This is a genomic window from Bacillaceae bacterium S4-13-56, from assembly GCA_040191315.1.
Classification (GTDB): Bacteria; Bacillota; Bacilli; order Bacillales; family JAWJLM01; genus JAWJLM01.
In genome coordinates, this window is the sequence record JAWJLM010000011.1 from 80648 (window position 1) to 96417 (window position 15770).

Here is a 15770-nt window from a genome sequence, read left to right on the forward strand (position 1 = left end):
GATCTTTTATTTCACAAACCATAACCAATGAAAAAGGGAACCGGATATTTTCCCTATTACAATTGCCATTATGAATAGCAACATTTTATGCTCCATACCTAGTCTTCTCGTAATAATGGGGAACACGTTTAAGACTTCTGTTAGCGCTGCAGCTAACATTCCAACAAAAATACCATGGGCAATTCCCCATATGGATAACGTCCATTCTGGAAGTGAAAATCTAAACCATTCAAAAGAAAGAAAAACTCCGAATAGTGAGCCTAGTACTACAACTGTTTGATAGTAGCGGCTGAGATGTCCCGTTTTTGATAGTTGCATTAATCTCGGAATCACTCCCAAGACTGTTAAAAATGCGACTAGTCCTCCTCCTACTGCTAATCCTCCACCTAGTCCTATAATAAATTCCAAAAGAACAGTAATCATGATTTGGGATCCGTCTTATTCTGGTGTTTAATTAAGTATTTGTCGATGTCTGACTGGTAATTATTCATTTCAATTTCTAGTGGACTAGGTTCCTCATTAATCCGTTTTTTAAATACATGGTTAAAAAATAATACCATCCCCAAACCAAGGCCAAAGGAATATGGAATTTGAATCCACAGTGGGTATTTCTCCTCTTTACCAGTTATCATATAGTGCAATTTTTGTTGCACCTGTTGCATACTTACATCATAATGAAAATTTATGATTGCCATCCCAGCCCCTACAAAAAGGAGGAGCCAAATTACTCCAACGAGAAGAAAAGGAGTTCGTTTTATCGGTTTTTCCATTAAAATCATGGTCTCGCTATAACCGATAAATTGATACTCCAAATAAGGAAAGTTCTTATATAGTTGATCGAGAATATAAAATGAATCCAAAACAACAACATTCTCATCTTCTTCTGTATATTGATAAATAGAATAGTTTCTTAATGCTGTTTGAAGTCCAGATGGACCCTTAATATGAGCAATCATGGACAAAGTGATATTCTTTGGTTCCTTTATATGCACTTTAGGTTTTAGTTGTATATAAACGATTGAATCCATCATACCTTCCCACCTTTATAAGGTTAGTATGTGGAAGCTTTGTTTAATTCATTCATATTAGAAAAACTTGGTTTATTGTTAAAGGGATTCTTGAAAGCAAAATACACTTTCAAGAATCCGTTATACTCTGAAGTGTAAGTTCTAATGGGGGAAAGCCTAATTTTTTTATGTACTATCAACTGACCAAAGTTAGAAATTTTGGTAGTAAGAAAAGCGCAAGCGCCCTCGATCATCGACGTACGGCGGTGGACCTCATCGATATTAAGGATCGGCGGCTAAAGCCGTCACATCGTGTGACAACGCCGAGGTGACCTACATCGTGTAGGCCCAAAGGAAACACGGTTCACGAGGGCTCGCATCCTGCGGGTCAGTTCGGTGTTGCGACAAATGTTTTCGGTGGGGCCGAATAATCGGATGTCGCGTTTTTAACCGAACCTCCTTCATCGATGTTGACTTATCGATGGAGAGGAGGGAACCGACTCTAGTCGATAGGGCGCTGGAGCTAGACAAATTTTATACTTTCCTATCTGTTAAAAAAAGCTAGGGGCATCCCTAGCTTTTTAACTATCTACCTTCATCGAAAGTGTACTTTTTAGTTCATTTCGTTTCGAATGACATCTAATATTTTCTTTTCGAGCCTCGAGACTTGAACTTGTGAAATTCCAAGCCGGTTTGCTACTTCAGATTGGGTTTGATCTTTATAATAGCGTAAGTAAATAATTAATCGTTCTCTTTCGTCCAATCTTAAGAGGGCTTCTTTTAAAGCCATCTTATCAAACCATTTAGAATCCTGGTCTGCCATTTGGTCTAGTAAAGTAATTGGGTCTCCGTCATTTTCATATACAGTTTCATGAATTGATTGAGGAGATTTGGCAGCTTCTTGAGCAAGTACAATTTCTTCAGAAGGAATTTCTAAGGCTTCAGACAATTCGTGGATAGTAGGACTTCTACCAAGCTTCTTGGTAAGCTCATCCTTCTTTCTTCTGATTTTATTCCCTGTTTCCTTTAAGGAACGGGATACTTTTATACTCCCATCATCTCTAATAAACCTTTGTATCTCTCCTATGATCATTGGCACGGCATAGGTAGAAAACTTAACATCATAAGATAAATCAAACTTATCAATGGATTTGATTAAACCTATGCTCCCAATTTGGAATAAATCATCTGGATCATACCCACGATTTAAAAATCGCTGAACAACAGACCAAACCAATCGTATGTTTTTTTCGACCAGCAAATCTCTAGCTGTTTGATCTCCTTCCTGACTCGCTTTGATATAGAATTTTACCTCTTCATCACTAAGCTGTTCCTCTCGACTTGAACTTTTTTTCAATTCTACATCCATATCATTTCCCCTTAATTACAAACCGGCTTATTTTGAGTTAAGTGTTTAGTTAAATGAACAGCTGTACCTTGTCCAGGAGAGGATTCAATTTCAATTTGGTCCATAAAGTTTTCCATAATCGTAAAGCCCATTCCAGAACGCTCTAGTTCTGGTTTCGAGGTGTAGAGAGGCTGTCTTGCCTCATCGATGTTTTCAATCCCTTTCCCTTCATCTCGTATGGTTATTTGTACGGTTTTATCTTCAATGACACAAGATATATAGACCTTACCTAATCCGTTCCCATCATACCCATGGATAATAGCATTCGTGACTGCTTCTGAGATTACAGTTTTAATCTCGGTAAGTTCATCCATTGTAGGATCTAGTTGAGTAATAAATGAAGCGACTGTAACACGAGCGAATGATTCATTATCACTTAGAGCAGAGAAAGATAAATTCATTTCGTTTCTCATGACGCCACCCCCATATTTTGAAGGGCATGTACCTCGTCATCTTCAAATCGAATAATTTTAAACATTCCTGACATATCAAATAATCTCTTGATAGCAGGAGAAATGGAACATACAACCATTTCTCCACCTGCTTGTTTTAGCTCCTTATATCGGCCTAAAATGACTCCTAATCCAGAGCTATCCATGAAACTAAGACCTTCTAAATTTAACAAAACATGTTTAATATCATTTTCTTCTAACATTTCTTTCCAATTGGTGCGAAACTGATCTGATGTGTGGTGATCCAATTCACCTTTTAATCTTACTAATAAAACATGTTGATGTTTTTCAAAATCAACCGAAAAGCTCACAAGCATATCCTCCTTCAAAATGTTGTTCCATGTGAGTTTCGCTTTGATTTTTTAAAATTCCTGCTAAAAGACAAAAGTAGTGTCCATTCGTCAATTTCATTGCTTTATTTTTAACACTTGATCCATAAGATTTCTTTTCCATAAAGACCATAATGAAGCTTTATCTACAGATACCCCTACCACAAGAGGACTCTTATATATGGTTTCTTCCCCATCTTTAACTAATAACATCCCAATTTTATCGCCTCTTTTTAATGGAGCTTTGACATTATTATCTATTTTGGTTTCTGTAGAAAATCCATCCATTTCTTGACCCTTTTTAATTAAAATTGAAATAGGTTCAGACGTATAAATATCCACTTGTTCTGGTTCCCCTTTGGTTAAGCGGAGTTGATCAACAACTTCATTTCTCTCAAATAATTTCTTTGTTTCATACTGGGAGAATGCATAGTCTAGCATTTGTGATACTTCTGCATTTCTTGTTTTAGGTGTTTCTTCTCCCATAACCACAGCGATTACTCGCATACCATTCTTTTCAGCAGTAGCAGTTAAACAATATTTTGCTTCGCTCGTATAACCTGTTTTCAGGCCATCCACACCATCATAAAAACGAACAAGTTTGTTTGTATTAACTAACCAAAATGGATCATCAGAGTCTTTGCGAAGATAATCTTCATAAATGCCTGTATATTTTGTTATATTCTCATACTTAAGGAGTTCTCTTGCCATAACTGCCATGTCATTTGCCGTGGAGTAATGGTCAGATTCAGGCAATCCTGTTGTATTTTGAAACTTTGTATTTTTTAATCCTAATTCTTTTGCTTTTTCATTCATTTTCTTCACAAACATTTCTTCGCTTCCGGCAATTTTTTCAGCTAACGCTACGGAAGCATCATTTCCAGAGGCAACGGCAATTCCTTTTAACAAATCCTCTACTGTCATTTCTTCCCCAGCTTCAAGAAATATTTGGGATCCTCCCATAGAAGCAGCGTATTCACTTGCCCTTACTTTTTCATCCAGGGATAGTGCTCCATTATCCAACGCCTCCATGATTAAAAGTAGAGTCATGATCTTAGTCATACTCGCTGGAGGTAGCTCCTCATCGGCATTCTTTTTAAATAAAACTTCTCCTGTATCTCTTTCTATCAAAATGGCTGATCGAGCTTTTTTCGCTAAGCCAACACCACTGTCTTTACTTTCTTCTCCGAAGATTGTCTGCGGTGTCATACTAAAAAACATTAAAACTACTAGCAAAATTGACAATTTCTTCATTTGTGTCCCTCCATTCTATGTACCTACATATTTTTACCAAAGAAGGTTTTTTTATAACAATAAAATTAGAAAAAATAGGCTTATTGCCAAGTTCTAAGGGCGATAGCCCAATTTTTCATGTACTATCAACCAGCTAAAGTTATAAATTCTGATAACAAAAAAAAATCGTGAGTCTAAAGACTCACGATTTTCAGCTTTATTTTGTAATAATGTCGTAAATTAATGTTGGGGATTCTGCAGGTTCTTTTTGAATGACTATGTTTTTATCTAAAATTTTTAACACTTCGAAAACATCCTCTTGATTAGAATGTATAGTAGCGATTGAATCTCCCTTTTGAACCGAATCTCCAACCTTTTTATTCAAATAGATTCCAACAGACAAATCGATTATTGAGTCTTTAGTTGCACGGCCAGCACCCAAAATCATGGCTGCGGTTCCAATTTCATCCGCAATCATTGATGAAATATAGCCATCTTCTTTTGCAAGAAATTCAATTTGATAGCTGGCTTGTGGTAGTTTTTCTGGATGATCTACCACGGAAGGATCTCCGCCTTGTGAAGATAAAAACGTTTTAAACTTCTCTATAGCTTTCCTATTCTTCACAGATTCGATGAGCATTTCTCTTGCTTGGTCAAGGGAGTCAGCCTTTTTAGCCAATACAACCATTTGACTGCCAAGAGATAAACAAAGTTCAGTTAAATCTTCAGGCCCATTTCCATTTAATGTATCAATAGCCTCCCGAACTTCTAGAGCATTTCCAATAGCGCGTCCAAGAGGTTGAGACATATCAGAAATGATAGCCATTGTTCTTCTTCCTACTTTGTTACCAATTGTGACCATAGCTTCAGCTAAATTTCGAGCATCCTCTTTGTCTTTCATGAAAGCTCCTGCTCCTGTTTTCACATCGAGTACTATAGCATCAGCACCGGCAGCAATCTTCTTACTCATTATAGAACTCGCAATAAGTGGTATAGAATTGACCGTAGCTGTAACGTCTCTTAGGCTGTACAGCTTTTTATCTGCTGGAGTTAAATTCCCGGACTGCCCTATAACGGAAATAAGATTTTGATTTACTAGCCTTATAAATTCACTTTTATCAATTTCCACATGAAAACCTGGAACAGACTCGAGCTTATCTATTGTCCCTCCTGTATGGCCCAAACCCCTTCCACTCATTTTGGCAACTGGAACGCCAACAGAAGCAACCAATGGGGCTAATATGAGGGTTGTCGTATCTCCAACTCCTCCAGTTGAATGTTTATCTACCTTTATACCTTCGATTTCAGATAAATCAATAGTGTCACCACTATTTACAATGGCCATCGTTAAATGGACTCGTTCTTCTTCATTCATGTCTTGAAAGAAGATTGCCATGCATAAAGCACTGGCCTGGTAATCAGGGATATCTCCATTTGTGTAATGCTCAATAAAATAATCAATTTCTTCTTTACTTAAATGATGTCCATCTCTTTTTTTGGCAATGATATCATACATTCTCATGGGCCAATGTCCTCCCCTTGTGTTTTATTGTGGAAATGAAGCAACAATTTCTTTGACAAAAGAAAGAAAATCTTTTTTTACTTTCTGAGTCGTATCGATAACTTCATCATGCGTTAAGGGTTGGTCTAAAATTCCTGCAGCCATATTGGATATACATGAAATACCTAACACGGACATGCCTGCATGATTCGCTACAATTACCTCTGGAACAGTAGACATCCCAACGGCATCTCCACCTAATATACGTAACATTTTAATTTCAGCTCCTGTTTCATAAACTGGACCCGTATTACCTACATAAACGCCTTTCTGCACCTTTAACGATAAGTCTTGAGCTACTTTTTCTGCATGTTGTATTAGATTTCGATTATACGCTTGGGACATATCAGGGAAACGGGGACCCATCGCACGATCATTCTTGCCAATTAAAGGGTTTGTACCCATCATGTTTATATGGTCGGTAATTATCATTAGGTCCCCTGGCTGAAAGCTCTCATTAATTCCTCCAGCGGCATTCGTTACAAGCAAATGGTTAATCCCAAGTTCTTTCATTACTCGTACTGGAAAAGTCACTTGTTGCATGGAATAACCTTCATAAAAATGAAATCTTCCCTGCATAGCCATAACTGTTTTGCCTTCAAGAATACCAACAACTAACTGCCCTTTATGCCCTTCAACCGTAGATTTTGGAAAGTTAGGAATTTCATCATAGGATATAGTCACAGCATCATCGATTTCATCAGCAAGAACCCCTAATCCAGATCCTAAAATAAGGCCAATTACAGGATTCTTTCCATTGATCTTTTGAGCAATAAAATGCGATGCCTCTGATTGATTATTTTTGTCCACCTTGACTCCCCCTCATTAAATTTCTGATAAGAAACTGGCTCCATGCTTTGGATTTTTTACATCAAAATTTTCTGAAACAGTAGCACCAATATCAGCAAAAGTTTTACGAATTGGCAATTCTTTCCCTTTGTTTATTCCTTTATGGTAAACAATAAGTGGTACAAATTCTCTTGTGTGATCTGTTCCATGGTGTACAGGATCATTTCCATGATCGGCGGTAATGATTAGAAGGTCATCATCCTTCATTTTTTCTAGAACCTCTGGTAGTCTCTGATCGTATTCTTCTAATGCCTTTCCATAACCAATCGGATCCCTTCTATGACCATATTTCGCATCAAAATCCACTAAATTCAAGAAAGAAATTCCGCGAAACTCTTGGTCTAGAGTTTTTACCAATTGATCCATTCCATCCATATTGTCCTTTGTTCGTATGGATTGAGTAATTCCTTCTCCATCATAAATATCTGATATTTTCCCCAATGCAATTACATCAAAGTCTTGATCTTTTAATTCGTTCAAAACCGTTCGGTCAAACGGTTTTAATGCATAATCATGACGGTTTGAGGTTCTTTCAAAATTCCCTGGTTCCCCTATAAACGGGCGTGCAATCACACGTCCAACCATATATTTTTCATCTAGCGTTAGTTCTCTTGCTATTTCACAAATTCGATATTGCTCTTCAATGGGAATGATCTCTTCATGGGCAGCAATTTGAAGAACAGAGTCAGCTGATGTATAGACAATAAGGGAGCCTGTTTTCATGTGTTCTTCTCCGAGTTCATCAAGTATAGCTGTTCCTGATGCGGGTTTATTTCCAATAATCTTTCTCCCTGTTTTTGATTCTAGTTCTTCTATTAATTCAGGTGGAAATCCATCTGGAAAAGTACGGAAGGGTGTTTCAATATGAAGGCCCATGATTTCCCAATGACCTGTCATTGTGTCTTTTCCGTTAGAAGCTTCTTGCATGACTGTATAGTGAGCCTTTGCCTCTCCATCTTTAAAAACACCTTTAATCTCACGGATATGGCTTAGACCTAGTCGACCCATATTTGGCATATGAAGACCACCCATTTCCTCAGCTATATGGCCTAATGTATCTGCCCCCTTATCATTAAATTTCTCTGCATCAGGCGCCTCTCCAATACCAACTGAATCCATTACAATTAGAAAAATACGTTTAAATGGTTTCATTTATTTCCCTCCTACTCTTTTTCTTTTTCCCGTAATCACGTGAAACTATGCCACTATCCTATCATTGAAGTAGGATGTCAGACGACTTAAAACATCAAAAAAATCGGCCATTTATCAAATAGTCAAATTGGCCTCTTTATGCCCTCGGATGGAAGGACTGATAAACATCCTTTAATCTAGCTTTTGTAACGTGTGTATATATTTGCGTGGTAGAAATATCTGCATGTCCAAGCATTTCCTGAACAGCCCTTAGATCAGCCCCATTTTCAAGTAGATGTGTAGCAAAGGAATGACGCAAGGTATGGGGTGTGATTTCTTTTTTAATGTTTTTTTCTTTGCTAAGCTCTTTAATAATTTTCCAAAACCCTTGTCTAGTAATTGGGCGTCCTAAATGATTTAAAAACACTTTATCTGTCCGCTGTTTTTTCAGCAGATAGGGACGAGCTAATTGCAAGTATAGATCCATCGCTTCTTTAGCCATACTGCCAACAGGAATAATTCTCTCCTTTGAGCCTTTTCCCATACATCGAACAAACCCCATTTCAAGATGCAAATCATCAAAGGTAAGTTCAACAAGCTCCGTAACTCGTAATCCAGTAGCATACATTAACTCTAGCATGGCTTTGTTTCGAATGGATAAAGGAGATTGTGTATCAATGTCTAGCAATGCTTCTACATCTTTAAATGACAGTACTTTAGGAAGTTTTCTAGCCTTTTTAGGTGTTTCCAAATGGTGACTTGGATCCTGTGAAACTCTTCCCTCTCTGAGTAAAAATTGGTGGAACGTACGAATTGCAGACAAATTCCTAGCGATAGTCGTTGCTGCTTTTCCTTGTTGATGTAAGTGTTGCAAATAATTCACAATATGATAGCGATTAATCTCCTGAACATCTGTTACTTCTAAAAAGTTTAAATATGTACGGAGATCCCTTTTATACGACTGCAGTGTATTTTCAGAAACTCCTCTTTCAATCTGTAGATAATGCAGAAAGTCTTGCAAAGCATCCTCCATGTATCTCTACTCTCCTAAGCGAAAAAAAATTGACAAACGATCTAACCAAGTAGACTCGTCAGGTTGGAAAACCTTCACAACTTTACCTTGCGGCTGATCATAGCGATGCAATTGTTCATATTCTTTATGAATCATTTGTAAACCAATATAAAAAATTAAAGTACATACCATAAATAAAATAAATATTTTTAACATATCTGCGATAGAAACCAACCACTTGGACATAGGCATATCTCTCCTTTTTACTACAAAGATATGCCAAAACTAGTCCAGTTTATACACCCAAACTTAGAAAATAGTTCCATCTTAAAAGTATATCATTTCTCCTATTTTGTAAATACATTAACAAAAAGGAAAAAACCTCCTTCTCAATCTAGAAAAAGGCTTTAATTAAATGTATTTTAGGCTTTTACTAATTCTTTTACTTGGCATTTTTTACAGATTCCATGAAAAGTTAAGCGGTGGTCCTTGACCTGGAAACCCCACTCGTTTTCCACAATTTTTTCAACATCACTTAATAAGTCTTCTTCAATCTCTACAACGGAGCCACATTCAATACACACTAAATGATGGTGGAAATGCTCTGCACCTTCTTTTCGAAGATCATAACGGGAAACTCCATCACCAAAATTTATCTTGTCAACAATTTTCAATTCAGACAACAGTTCCAATGTGCGATAAACAGTTGCTAACCCAATCTCTGGCGCCTTCTCTTTCACGAGGAGGTAAACATCTTCTGCGCTTAAATGATCTTTTTCATTCTCAAGTAGTACACGAACTGTCGCTTCTCGTTGGGGTGTTAACTTGTAGCTTTGCGCATGTAACTGTTTCTTGATTCTATCTATTCTATGTTCCATGCCATAACCTCCCTCGCATTCCACTTACATTATAATCAGACATGAAACTAGTGTCAAATTAAAATTATTTTAATCTATTGTATATAATTATTATCAATTAATAATTAAATTAATTAATGATTAAGGAGACAATTGATTTCATTGCCTGCGAGGACAAATAGGCTTCGATTCCCGCAGCAATTACCACAACCCCTCCAATTAACGCAAACAATGTTACATATCTCATAAATGGTGGTAACAGGGGCTGCTTAAGTCTTTTGGCAAAGAGGTTTTGCATAAGAGTATATGAAAAAATCATCGCTAGGCTTGCTGCTAAAATAAATACGGGGATTAACAAAACATTTTGTAGAGCAACGGATCCAGAGGCTAATAAAAATCCATGCCATCCCATCTGATTAACTAGAAAACCTACTGTAAAACCGACAACAAGACCCTTCACAAACAAAATAAACCAAATAACTGGCATACCTATAATTGATAAACCTAATATAAAAATGAGCAACAAAGTTTTCAAATTATACATAGCACTCATTTGGAACAGAGTATGAGTTGAGAAAACGGGTTCTTTCAGAACATCTTGAAAAAATTGCTCTAAATAAAAAGATAAATCCTGTTTCTGTATAAATCCCATACTGTTAACTAAAACTGCTCCAAAAATAATCCCCATTAAAAATAGGATAGTAGTAAATAAGTAAAAGGTAGCGTATTGCCTCATATGGTGTTGTATCGGATTCGCTTTTAGCTCCATGGTCATCCTCCTAGCTTGTTCAAACTCTATGTTTTACTCTATGAAGAACAAACTAGAAATAGACCTGTTACTTCGATTGATTTATTTTGCCGTATTTTTCCCAACCGCCTGCAATTAAGTCTAACTCTCCATTACGCATCTTAATAATCACATCCAAGTTTAAATATAAGAATGATAAAATAAGACTTCAATCAGTGGCCGTCCCCCACTGATTGAAGTTTCACTTTTTGCAAGGAACAATGGGAGCATTGGTAGACAGCATTTATATCAATCCTTTAGCCTCCGCATATATGAGAGCATACTCTGTTTTTGCATCTCGAATCTTCTCTTGCCTTTTCCATTCTTTCGCTTCATCAAGCGCGGCATAATATATATCGATAAACTCATCTTCATCTCCCGGTCTACTGTTTTCAACAGGAAATACATTCTTTGCAAGATAGATATGGATCAATTCATCCGCAAATCCAGGAGAAGTATAAAAGGAAGTAATATAACTCCATTCACCTGATTGTAATCCCGTTTCTTCCTCTAACTCCCTTTTTGCGGATGAAAGAGGGTCCTCTCCTTTCTCTAACTTACCAGCAGGAATTTCAATTAAACTTCTTTCTAACGGCTTCCGATATTGTTCAACCATGATTATTTTATTGTCTGAAGTGACCGCTATGACAGCAACGGCACCTGGGTGTTTCACAATCTCTCTTTTTGACCTATTTCCATCAGGAAGTTCCACTTCATCTATCTGAAGTGAAATGACTTTTCCTTCAAAGATTTTATCCGTATGTAATGTTTTTTCTTCGTATTTATTCATCGAAACATTTCCCCTTTCATCTTAGTTAGTTTACCATAGGTAAGAGAAATTCATGAATGGGGGGGGATTCTAGTGAGAAAAAGAAAATTAGGTTATTCTGATTTACATTTATCAGAAGTAAGCTTAGGTTGTATGAATCTTGGCACAGATTTTTCCAAGTCAACAGCCATTATAGACAGAGCGCTAGATTCAGGGATTAATTTTTTAGACACTGCTGATTTGTATGACAAAGGAGAAAACGAAAAAATAGTAGGAAAAGCTATAAAAGGACGACGCGACCAACTAATCATAGCAACGAAAGTAGGTAATCGGTGGGAAGAAGGCCGTGATGGTTGGTTTTGGGATCCATCTAAAAAATATATTAAGGAAGAGGCTAAACAAAGTCTCCAACGCCTTGGAATCGATTATATCGATTTATACCAACTTCATGGGGGGACTATCGACGATCCTATCGAGGAAACCATAGAGGCTTTTGAAGAATTAAAGCAAGAAGGCTACATTAGATACTATGGAATTTCATCTATCCGGCCTAATGTCATTAAAAGATTTGTTGAAAAGTCATCTATTACAAGTGTGATGATGCAGTATAGTATGTTTGACCGGAGACCGGAGGAAGAAATGCTTGAATTTCTTAACAAAAATGAAATTGGAGTCCTTGCGCGTGGACCTCTTACTAAAGGAATGTTAAGTGCAGCAGGAAGTTTAAAAATTCAAGACAAAGGGAGAGATGGATTTTTAGATTATTCCTATGATGAATTGGTAAACATGAGCGAACAGCTTCACGACTATGCAACCGCAACTCGAAATATGAATGCACTTGCTCTTCAATATGTTCTTGAACATCCAGCTATAACATCAGCTGTTTTTGGCGCAAGTACTGTTGACCAATTAGAAGAAAATCTAGGATTTTTAAATGCGGAAACCTTAGATGAATTGACCTATCAAAAGTTAAAACAAATAACGAAACCCATAGTATACAAACAGCATCGGTAGATATAAATAGGGGACACCAACCTACCCACTTCAGCTCGTTCCAACAAAAAAAGATGATTCCTCAAACTAAATAAGGGGAATCATCTTTTTTCTTTTGTTCCATTATGGATAAAATAACTTTTATTTTACTTCCTTATTTAAAGCTTTTCCAGTCTAGATTACTGTCATTTAATAGCTCTTCAAAACTTTTATTCGCTTCCTTTTTTCTCTTTTCTTCTAATTTTCTTCTTTGTTCTTCCTCTTCTTGTCTTTCTTTTTCATCTTTTAGTTCCTTCTTTTTATTTTGAAGTTGCTTGACTAAATCTTGATCTAGCCAATCTTTCAATACCGGCTGTTCTTCTCTTTTTTTAGGACTACCTTTAACAGATTTTTTTATCAATTCCATTCCCTCCTAATGATTTGCAAACGAGGATTCAATATCCGATTAGGACTGGTAAGCATATAATGCTGATTATTTTTTTTCACAGTCATCTCTTCATCAAAAAACACAGCTTGGTCCTTGAAAATGTAGGTTGGAATACCCTCTGGCTGTTCCACTTTCTCTTCCTGTGGGAGGCCACCTGAAGAAATCACGAGTAAAGGTACCCCGTTCACCCCACAACCACATTCATCGGTATCATAAACAAGCTTGAGGCACAGGCTTTCGCCATTGATCATCTGATTGATATCTGATTGAACTTCTTCTGTTATATTTAATTTCATAGAAGTACCTCCTCGATAGTTCTATTGTATAGAAAAGCTTTACCTTCTTTCATTCCCTAACCTGCACAAAAACTTTCCATTTTTTTGTGCGTATTGCACGATTTTCCACTATAATTTCAATTTTTCATAGGAAACATAAGTATTCATTATTATACTAAAACTAGATCTTAAAAAAGGAGTGTTGTTTTCCATGGAATTAACTGTACTTAAACCTATTTTTGCAGAATCAGCTAGCCAACTAGTTCAAGAAGCTAGTCAATTCACTAGTACTATCCTTCTAAAAAAGGACCATTGGGTCATTGATGCAAAAAGTCTCCTTGGTGTAATTGCTTTATCCTTACAACCTGGTCAAAAAGTTGAAATTGAAGTAAAGGGTGAAGATGTTGATGCTATTCAACAAGCCTTTTTAAAAACTGGTTTATTTCAATAAAGTGAAACTTTATCAGTGGCCGTCCCCACTGATTATTAGCACCCACGGGTATGACCTAAAGGCCCTTGAACCAATCGAACATTTACTGGCAGTTTATCCCCCACCTACTCTTTTCGTTTCACTTAAGACTTGAGGCGGGGGTATTACTCCCATGAAAATAAAACATTAAATTTTTTCATCCTTGTTGGTGAAGCTGCTTCATGGTTGCTGCCGTTCACGCGAGATAAATGGCTCTAATTCTTTATAAAAGTTTAAGAAACCCGTCATCACTTAAGATGACGGGTCTTTATTCTCTTAAGACATCCATTTAGGTGGTGTGTTTTTATCCCAATAAATTTCTCCTAATGGATAATGCGTTTCAAAATGATCGGTACTCATGTGATAATGAAAATTAAACCAATATCCCTCTTGTGGTCTTAAATCTCTACGAACATGAAATCGTGTAACATCTTGATTCGTTTGATAATTATAAAGATGGAATATCCTTTCCCCATATCCTTGTGATGGCTCTTCAGAAATCCCGTAATATACCAATTCTTTTTCATCTATGTTTTGAATAATCATGCTTAAGACATCTTCAATTGAAGGCATAATCTCTGCCAAAAATTCTTCTTCAATTTGATTTGCAATACGCGGGCCAAGTTTAGAAATAGTTTGTAGCTTTGCCTGTTCAGATAATGCATGTACAAGCATTTCATTGGAATCTATTACCTCTCGTTCTTCCGATCCTTTTACACTTATTTCCCGTTGTTCACTTTCAGAATCTAACCTTTCCTCACCCATGTTAGAGGATTTTGAGGTTGCTTTATCATTGTTATCAGCATTCACAGTCAAGTAAGTTGGTGGAACGTACATTCCTAAGGTCATGATCGTAATTAAAACAACTGAGATCTTCTTCATCCAAAGTTTCATCATCTGTGCTCCCCATTTATACTTATTTTAAATTTTATAGCTTTTTGGAAGAAAAGTCTATGAATCTACTTAAAAAAAGAGTTGATTTTCTATTGGTAACCCTTATCCAACCTGTTTTAATTCAGCCGCTGCTTTCGGTTCATCCAATTGTGGAGCAATACGATAATACAAGTAGGTTCCGGCTAGGACCAATTCCTGTAATAATATGGTCATCACAAGGGTGGGAAAATATGCACTGATACTGACTGTGGCTGACGAAATAAGCATTCCTAGATTGAATTTCATTGCATGAAGCCATATAAGAAACTTCAATCAGTGTCTGTCTCCCATTGATTGTTAGCACTTGAGAGTATGACCTAAAGGTCCTGAGCCAATCGGACATTTGCGGTCAGTTTATCCTCCACCTACTCTTTTCGTTTCACTTAAGACTTGTGGGAGTATTACTCCCACAAAAATAAAACATTAAATTTTTCATCCTTGTTGGTGGAGCTTGCTTCATGCCCGTTCATACGGGATAAAAACTGTGGGCTGTAGAGAAGAAGAAAAGGAAATTACATTCATAATTTGAAAATAGCTTGAGATACTAAAACTCAAGTCTAATATTTGTGAGGTGTTCTACATGAGCGAAAAAGATAAGAAATATACTGACTTTTCAAATGTGGAGGCTCAACGAAACTTCCTGACTTCTGAAGAATTCCCAGAAGGACCTTTTGGTTCATCGATCAATAAAGATAAGCCAGTTGAGAATAAGGAAACACCTTGGGAGGAAGAACAACAGTTCTACAGTAACTTCACTTATGAAAACCGCAATCTACATGAAGACCTTCCAAGACAATTTCCAGGAGCCCACCCTACACATGATGATAAAAATAAGGAAACAGAATCGCCTTATGATGATGCTCCAAACAAAGGAAATACCTGACAACTCCCACAGCTAAAGCAGTGGGGTTCTAGGATACTAACAAGCTTCTCTCTGATGCCCTTATCTTTCCTTTCGGAAAGAGTTTCCACCAAAGTACTGGCTTGAATTTTCCTAAACCATTAACGGACGTATTGCGGCATAGCAAGGCACTACTCTCAACAAGCCTAGAAAGACTCTTGATATGCTCCTCGTTCCGACTTCTTTTGGACGTTGTCATGACCAATCAGGTTTGTTTTATGCGATAAACCAACGCAATGTGTTGCTTTGTGATTGTTTTAACTGTGCAATCTCGCAGTTATGCAATTCAATGAAACGCTCCCATTCTTCGTGGCATAAGTCTACATCCATAGAATGGAGCGTTTCCTTGGTGTTTCTTATTAAAAATGCACTATATA

Annotated in this window: 21 protein-coding genes; 3 read left to right on the top strand and 18 right to left on the bottom strand. The window is 36.9% G+C overall.

The features are described 5' to 3' along the window. Positions 1-6: 6 nt before the first annotated feature. The 14 genes from RZN25_05360 to RZN25_05425 all read right to left on the bottom strand — a co-directional run bounded on the left by RZN25_05360 (position 7) and on the right by RZN25_05425 (position 11416). Entirely contained in the window at positions 7-423 is a 417-nt protein-coding gene (locus RZN25_05360) for a stage V sporulation protein AB (GenBank protein MEQ6376251.1), read from the bottom strand. Further along, positions 420-1031: a stage V sporulation protein AA gene (locus RZN25_05365; GenBank protein ID MEQ6376252.1), complete on the bottom strand. Its 612-nt coding sequence runs from the start codon at positions 1029-1031 to the stop codon at positions 420-422. Before RZN25_05365 ends, RZN25_05360 begins: the two co-directional genes overlap by 4 nt. A gap of 589 nt (positions 1032-1620) precedes the next feature. Continuing rightward, positions 1621-2376 (bottom strand): RNA polymerase sporulation sigma factor SigF, encoded by a 756-nt coding sequence (gene sigF, locus RZN25_05370; protein ID MEQ6376253.1) that lies wholly within the window; start codon positions 2374-2376, stop codon positions 1621-1623. An 11-nt stretch (positions 2377-2387) separates the two neighbouring features. Continuing rightward, the gene (gene spoIIAB, locus RZN25_05375) at positions 2388-2828 is read right to left on the bottom strand and encodes an anti-sigma F factor (protein MEQ6376254.1); all 441 of its coding nucleotides are present in this window, start codon (positions 2826-2828) and stop codon (positions 2388-2390) included. After that, positions 2825-3184 (bottom strand): anti-sigma F factor antagonist, encoded by a 360-nt coding sequence (gene spoIIAA, locus RZN25_05380; protein ID MEQ6376255.1) that lies wholly within the window; start codon positions 3182-3184, stop codon positions 2825-2827. Before spoIIAA ends, spoIIAB begins: the two co-directional genes overlap by 4 nt. A 90-nt stretch (positions 3185-3274) precedes the next feature. Then, complete coding sequence (locus tag RZN25_05385) at positions 3275-4450, bottom strand: D-alanyl-D-alanine carboxypeptidase family protein (GenBank protein ID MEQ6376256.1); 1176 nt, start codon at positions 4448-4450, stop codon at positions 3275-3277. 196 nt (positions 4451-4646) lie between these two features. Continuing rightward, positions 4647-5951 carry a pyrimidine-nucleoside phosphorylase gene (locus RZN25_05390; GenBank protein MEQ6376257.1) on the bottom strand — a complete coding sequence of 435 codons (1305 nt, stop codon included), beginning with the start codon at positions 5949-5951 and terminating at the stop codon, positions 4647-4649. A 24-nt stretch (positions 5952-5975) separates the two neighbouring features. Then, positions 5976-6800, bottom strand: a complete 825-nt coding sequence (locus RZN25_05395; GenBank protein ID MEQ6376258.1) for a purine-nucleoside phosphorylase — start codon at positions 6798-6800, stop codon at positions 5976-5978. Positions 6801-6815: 15 nt separating this feature from the next. After that, positions 6816-7991, bottom strand: coding sequence for a phosphopentomutase (gene deoB, locus RZN25_05400; GenBank protein MEQ6376259.1), 1176 nt, complete (start codon positions 7989-7991; stop codon positions 6816-6818). Positions 7992-8127: 136 nt separating this feature from the next. Then, positions 8128-9003: a site-specific tyrosine recombinase XerD gene (gene xerD, locus RZN25_05405; protein ID MEQ6376260.1), complete on the bottom strand. Its 876-nt coding sequence runs from the start codon at positions 9001-9003 to the stop codon at positions 8128-8130. 6 nt (positions 9004-9009) lie between these two features. Further along, entirely contained in the window at positions 9010-9228 is a 219-nt protein-coding gene (locus tag RZN25_05410) for a YqzK family protein (GenBank protein ID MEQ6376261.1), read from the bottom strand. Positions 9229-9404: 176 nt separating this feature from the next. After that, positions 9405-9860 (bottom strand): Fur family transcriptional regulator, encoded by a 456-nt coding sequence (locus RZN25_05415; protein MEQ6376262.1) that lies wholly within the window; start codon positions 9858-9860, stop codon positions 9405-9407. A gap of 109 nt (positions 9861-9969) precedes the next feature. Then, the gene (gene spoIIM / locus RZN25_05420; GenBank protein ID MEQ6376263.1) at positions 9970-10608 is read right to left on the bottom strand and encodes a stage II sporulation protein M; all 639 of its coding nucleotides are present in this window, start codon (positions 10606-10608) and stop codon (positions 9970-9972) included. 262 nt (positions 10609-10870) lie between these two features. Further along, entirely contained in the window at positions 10871-11416 is a 546-nt protein-coding gene (locus RZN25_05425; GenBank protein MEQ6376264.1) for an NUDIX hydrolase, read from the bottom strand. A gap of 72 nt (positions 11417-11488) precedes the next feature. On the opposite strand from RZN25_05425, the gene RZN25_05430 reads away from it, so the two are divergent. Next, positions 11489-12409, top strand: coding sequence for an aldo/keto reductase (locus RZN25_05430; protein ID MEQ6376265.1), 921 nt, complete (start codon positions 11489-11491; stop codon positions 12407-12409). Positions 12410-12542: 133 nt separating this feature from the next. Here RZN25_05430 and RZN25_05435 read toward each other — a convergent pair whose 3' ends face one another. Continuing rightward, positions 12543-12794 carry a YqkE family protein gene (locus RZN25_05435; protein MEQ6376266.1) on the bottom strand — a complete coding sequence of 84 codons (252 nt, stop codon included), beginning with the start codon at positions 12792-12794 and terminating at the stop codon, positions 12543-12545. Then, positions 12785-13111, bottom strand: coding sequence for an iron-sulfur cluster biosynthesis family protein (locus tag RZN25_05440; GenBank protein ID MEQ6376267.1), 327 nt, complete (start codon positions 13109-13111; stop codon positions 12785-12787). The genes RZN25_05435 and RZN25_05440 overlap by 10 nt, the downstream gene beginning before the upstream one ends. A 190-nt stretch (positions 13112-13301) precedes the next feature. Between RZN25_05440 and RZN25_05445 the strand changes: the two genes are divergently transcribed. After that, on the top strand, positions 13302-13541 hold the full coding sequence (locus RZN25_05445) for an HPr family phosphocarrier protein (protein ID MEQ6376268.1): 240 nt from the start codon (positions 13302-13304) through the stop codon (positions 13539-13541). 294 nt (positions 13542-13835) lie between these two features. On the opposite strand, the gene RZN25_05450 is transcribed toward RZN25_05445, so the two are convergent. Together RZN25_05450 and RZN25_05455 are read right to left on the bottom strand one after the other, a co-directional pair. Next, on the bottom strand, positions 13836-14456 hold the full coding sequence (locus tag RZN25_05450) for a YpjP family protein (GenBank protein MEQ6376269.1): 621 nt from the start codon (positions 14454-14456) through the stop codon (positions 13836-13838). A gap of 99 nt (positions 14457-14555) precedes the next feature. Beyond that, the gene (locus tag RZN25_05455; GenBank protein MEQ6376270.1) at positions 14556-14765 is read right to left on the bottom strand and encodes a hypothetical protein; all 210 of its coding nucleotides are present in this window, start codon (positions 14763-14765) and stop codon (positions 14556-14558) included. Between the two features lie 307 nt (positions 14766-15072). On the opposite strand from RZN25_05455, the gene RZN25_05460 reads away from it, so the two are divergent. Then, positions 15073-15375, top strand: a complete 303-nt coding sequence (locus RZN25_05460) for a hypothetical protein (GenBank protein ID MEQ6376271.1) — start codon at positions 15073-15075, stop codon at positions 15373-15375. The last annotated feature ends 395 nt before the right edge of the window (positions 15376-15770 follow it).

Excerpts from the sequence above, each read along its gene's own strand:
- RZN25_05360 (MEQ6376251.1), bottom strand. The coding sequence starts at position 423 with ATGATTACTGTTCTTTTGGAATTTATTATAGGACTAGGTGGAGGATTA.
- RZN25_05365 (MEQ6376252.1), bottom strand. The coding sequence starts at position 1,031 with ATGATGGATTCAATCGTTTATATACAACTAAAACCTAAAGTGCATATA.
- sigF (MEQ6376253.1), bottom strand. The coding sequence starts at position 2,376 with ATGGATGTAGAATTGAAAAAAAGTTCAAGTCGAGAGGAACAGCTTAGT.
- spoIIAB (MEQ6376254.1), bottom strand. The coding sequence starts at position 2,828 with ATGAGAAACGAAATGAATTTATCTTTCTCTGCTCTAAGTGATAATGAA.
- spoIIAA (MEQ6376255.1), bottom strand. The coding sequence starts at position 3,184 with ATGCTTGTGAGCTTTTCGGTTGATTTTGAAAAACATCAACATGTTTTA.
- RZN25_05385 (MEQ6376256.1), bottom strand. The coding sequence starts at position 4,450 with ATGAAGAAATTGTCAATTTTGCTAGTAGTTTTAATGTTTTTTAGTATG.
- RZN25_05390 (MEQ6376257.1), bottom strand. The coding sequence starts at position 5,951 with ATGAGAATGTATGATATCATTGCCAAAAAAAGAGATGGACATCATTTA.
- deoB (MEQ6376259.1), bottom strand. The coding sequence starts at position 7,991 with ATGAAACCATTTAAACGTATTTTTCTAATTGTAATGGATTCAGTTGGT.
- xerD (MEQ6376260.1), bottom strand. The coding sequence starts at position 9,003 with ATGGAGGATGCTTTGCAAGACTTTCTGCATTATCTACAGATTGAAAGA.
- RZN25_05410 (MEQ6376261.1), bottom strand. The coding sequence starts at position 9,228 with ATGTCCAAGTGGTTGGTTTCTATCGCAGATATGTTAAAAATATTTATT.
- RZN25_05415 (MEQ6376262.1), bottom strand. The coding sequence starts at position 9,860 with ATGGAACATAGAATAGATAGAATCAAGAAACAGTTACATGCGCAAAGC.
- spoIIM (MEQ6376263.1), bottom strand. The coding sequence starts at position 10,608 with ATGGAGCTAAAAGCGAATCCGATACAACACCATATGAGGCAATACGCT.
- RZN25_05425 (MEQ6376264.1), bottom strand. The coding sequence starts at position 11,416 with ATGAATAAATACGAAGAAAAAACATTACATACGGATAAAATCTTTGAA.
- RZN25_05435 (MEQ6376266.1), bottom strand. The coding sequence starts at position 12,794 with ATGGAATTGATAAAAAAATCTGTTAAAGGTAGTCCTAAAAAAAGAGAA.
- RZN25_05440 (MEQ6376267.1), bottom strand. The coding sequence starts at position 13,111 with ATGAAATTAAATATAACAGAAGAAGTTCAATCAGATATCAATCAGATG.
- RZN25_05445 (MEQ6376268.1), top strand. The coding sequence starts at position 13,302 with ATGGAATTAACTGTACTTAAACCTATTTTTGCAGAATCAGCTAGCCAA.
- RZN25_05450 (MEQ6376269.1), bottom strand. The coding sequence starts at position 14,456 with ATGATGAAACTTTGGATGAAGAAGATCTCAGTTGTTTTAATTACGATC.
- RZN25_05460 (MEQ6376271.1), top strand. The coding sequence starts at position 15,073 with ATGAGCGAAAAAGATAAGAAATATACTGACTTTTCAAATGTGGAGGCT.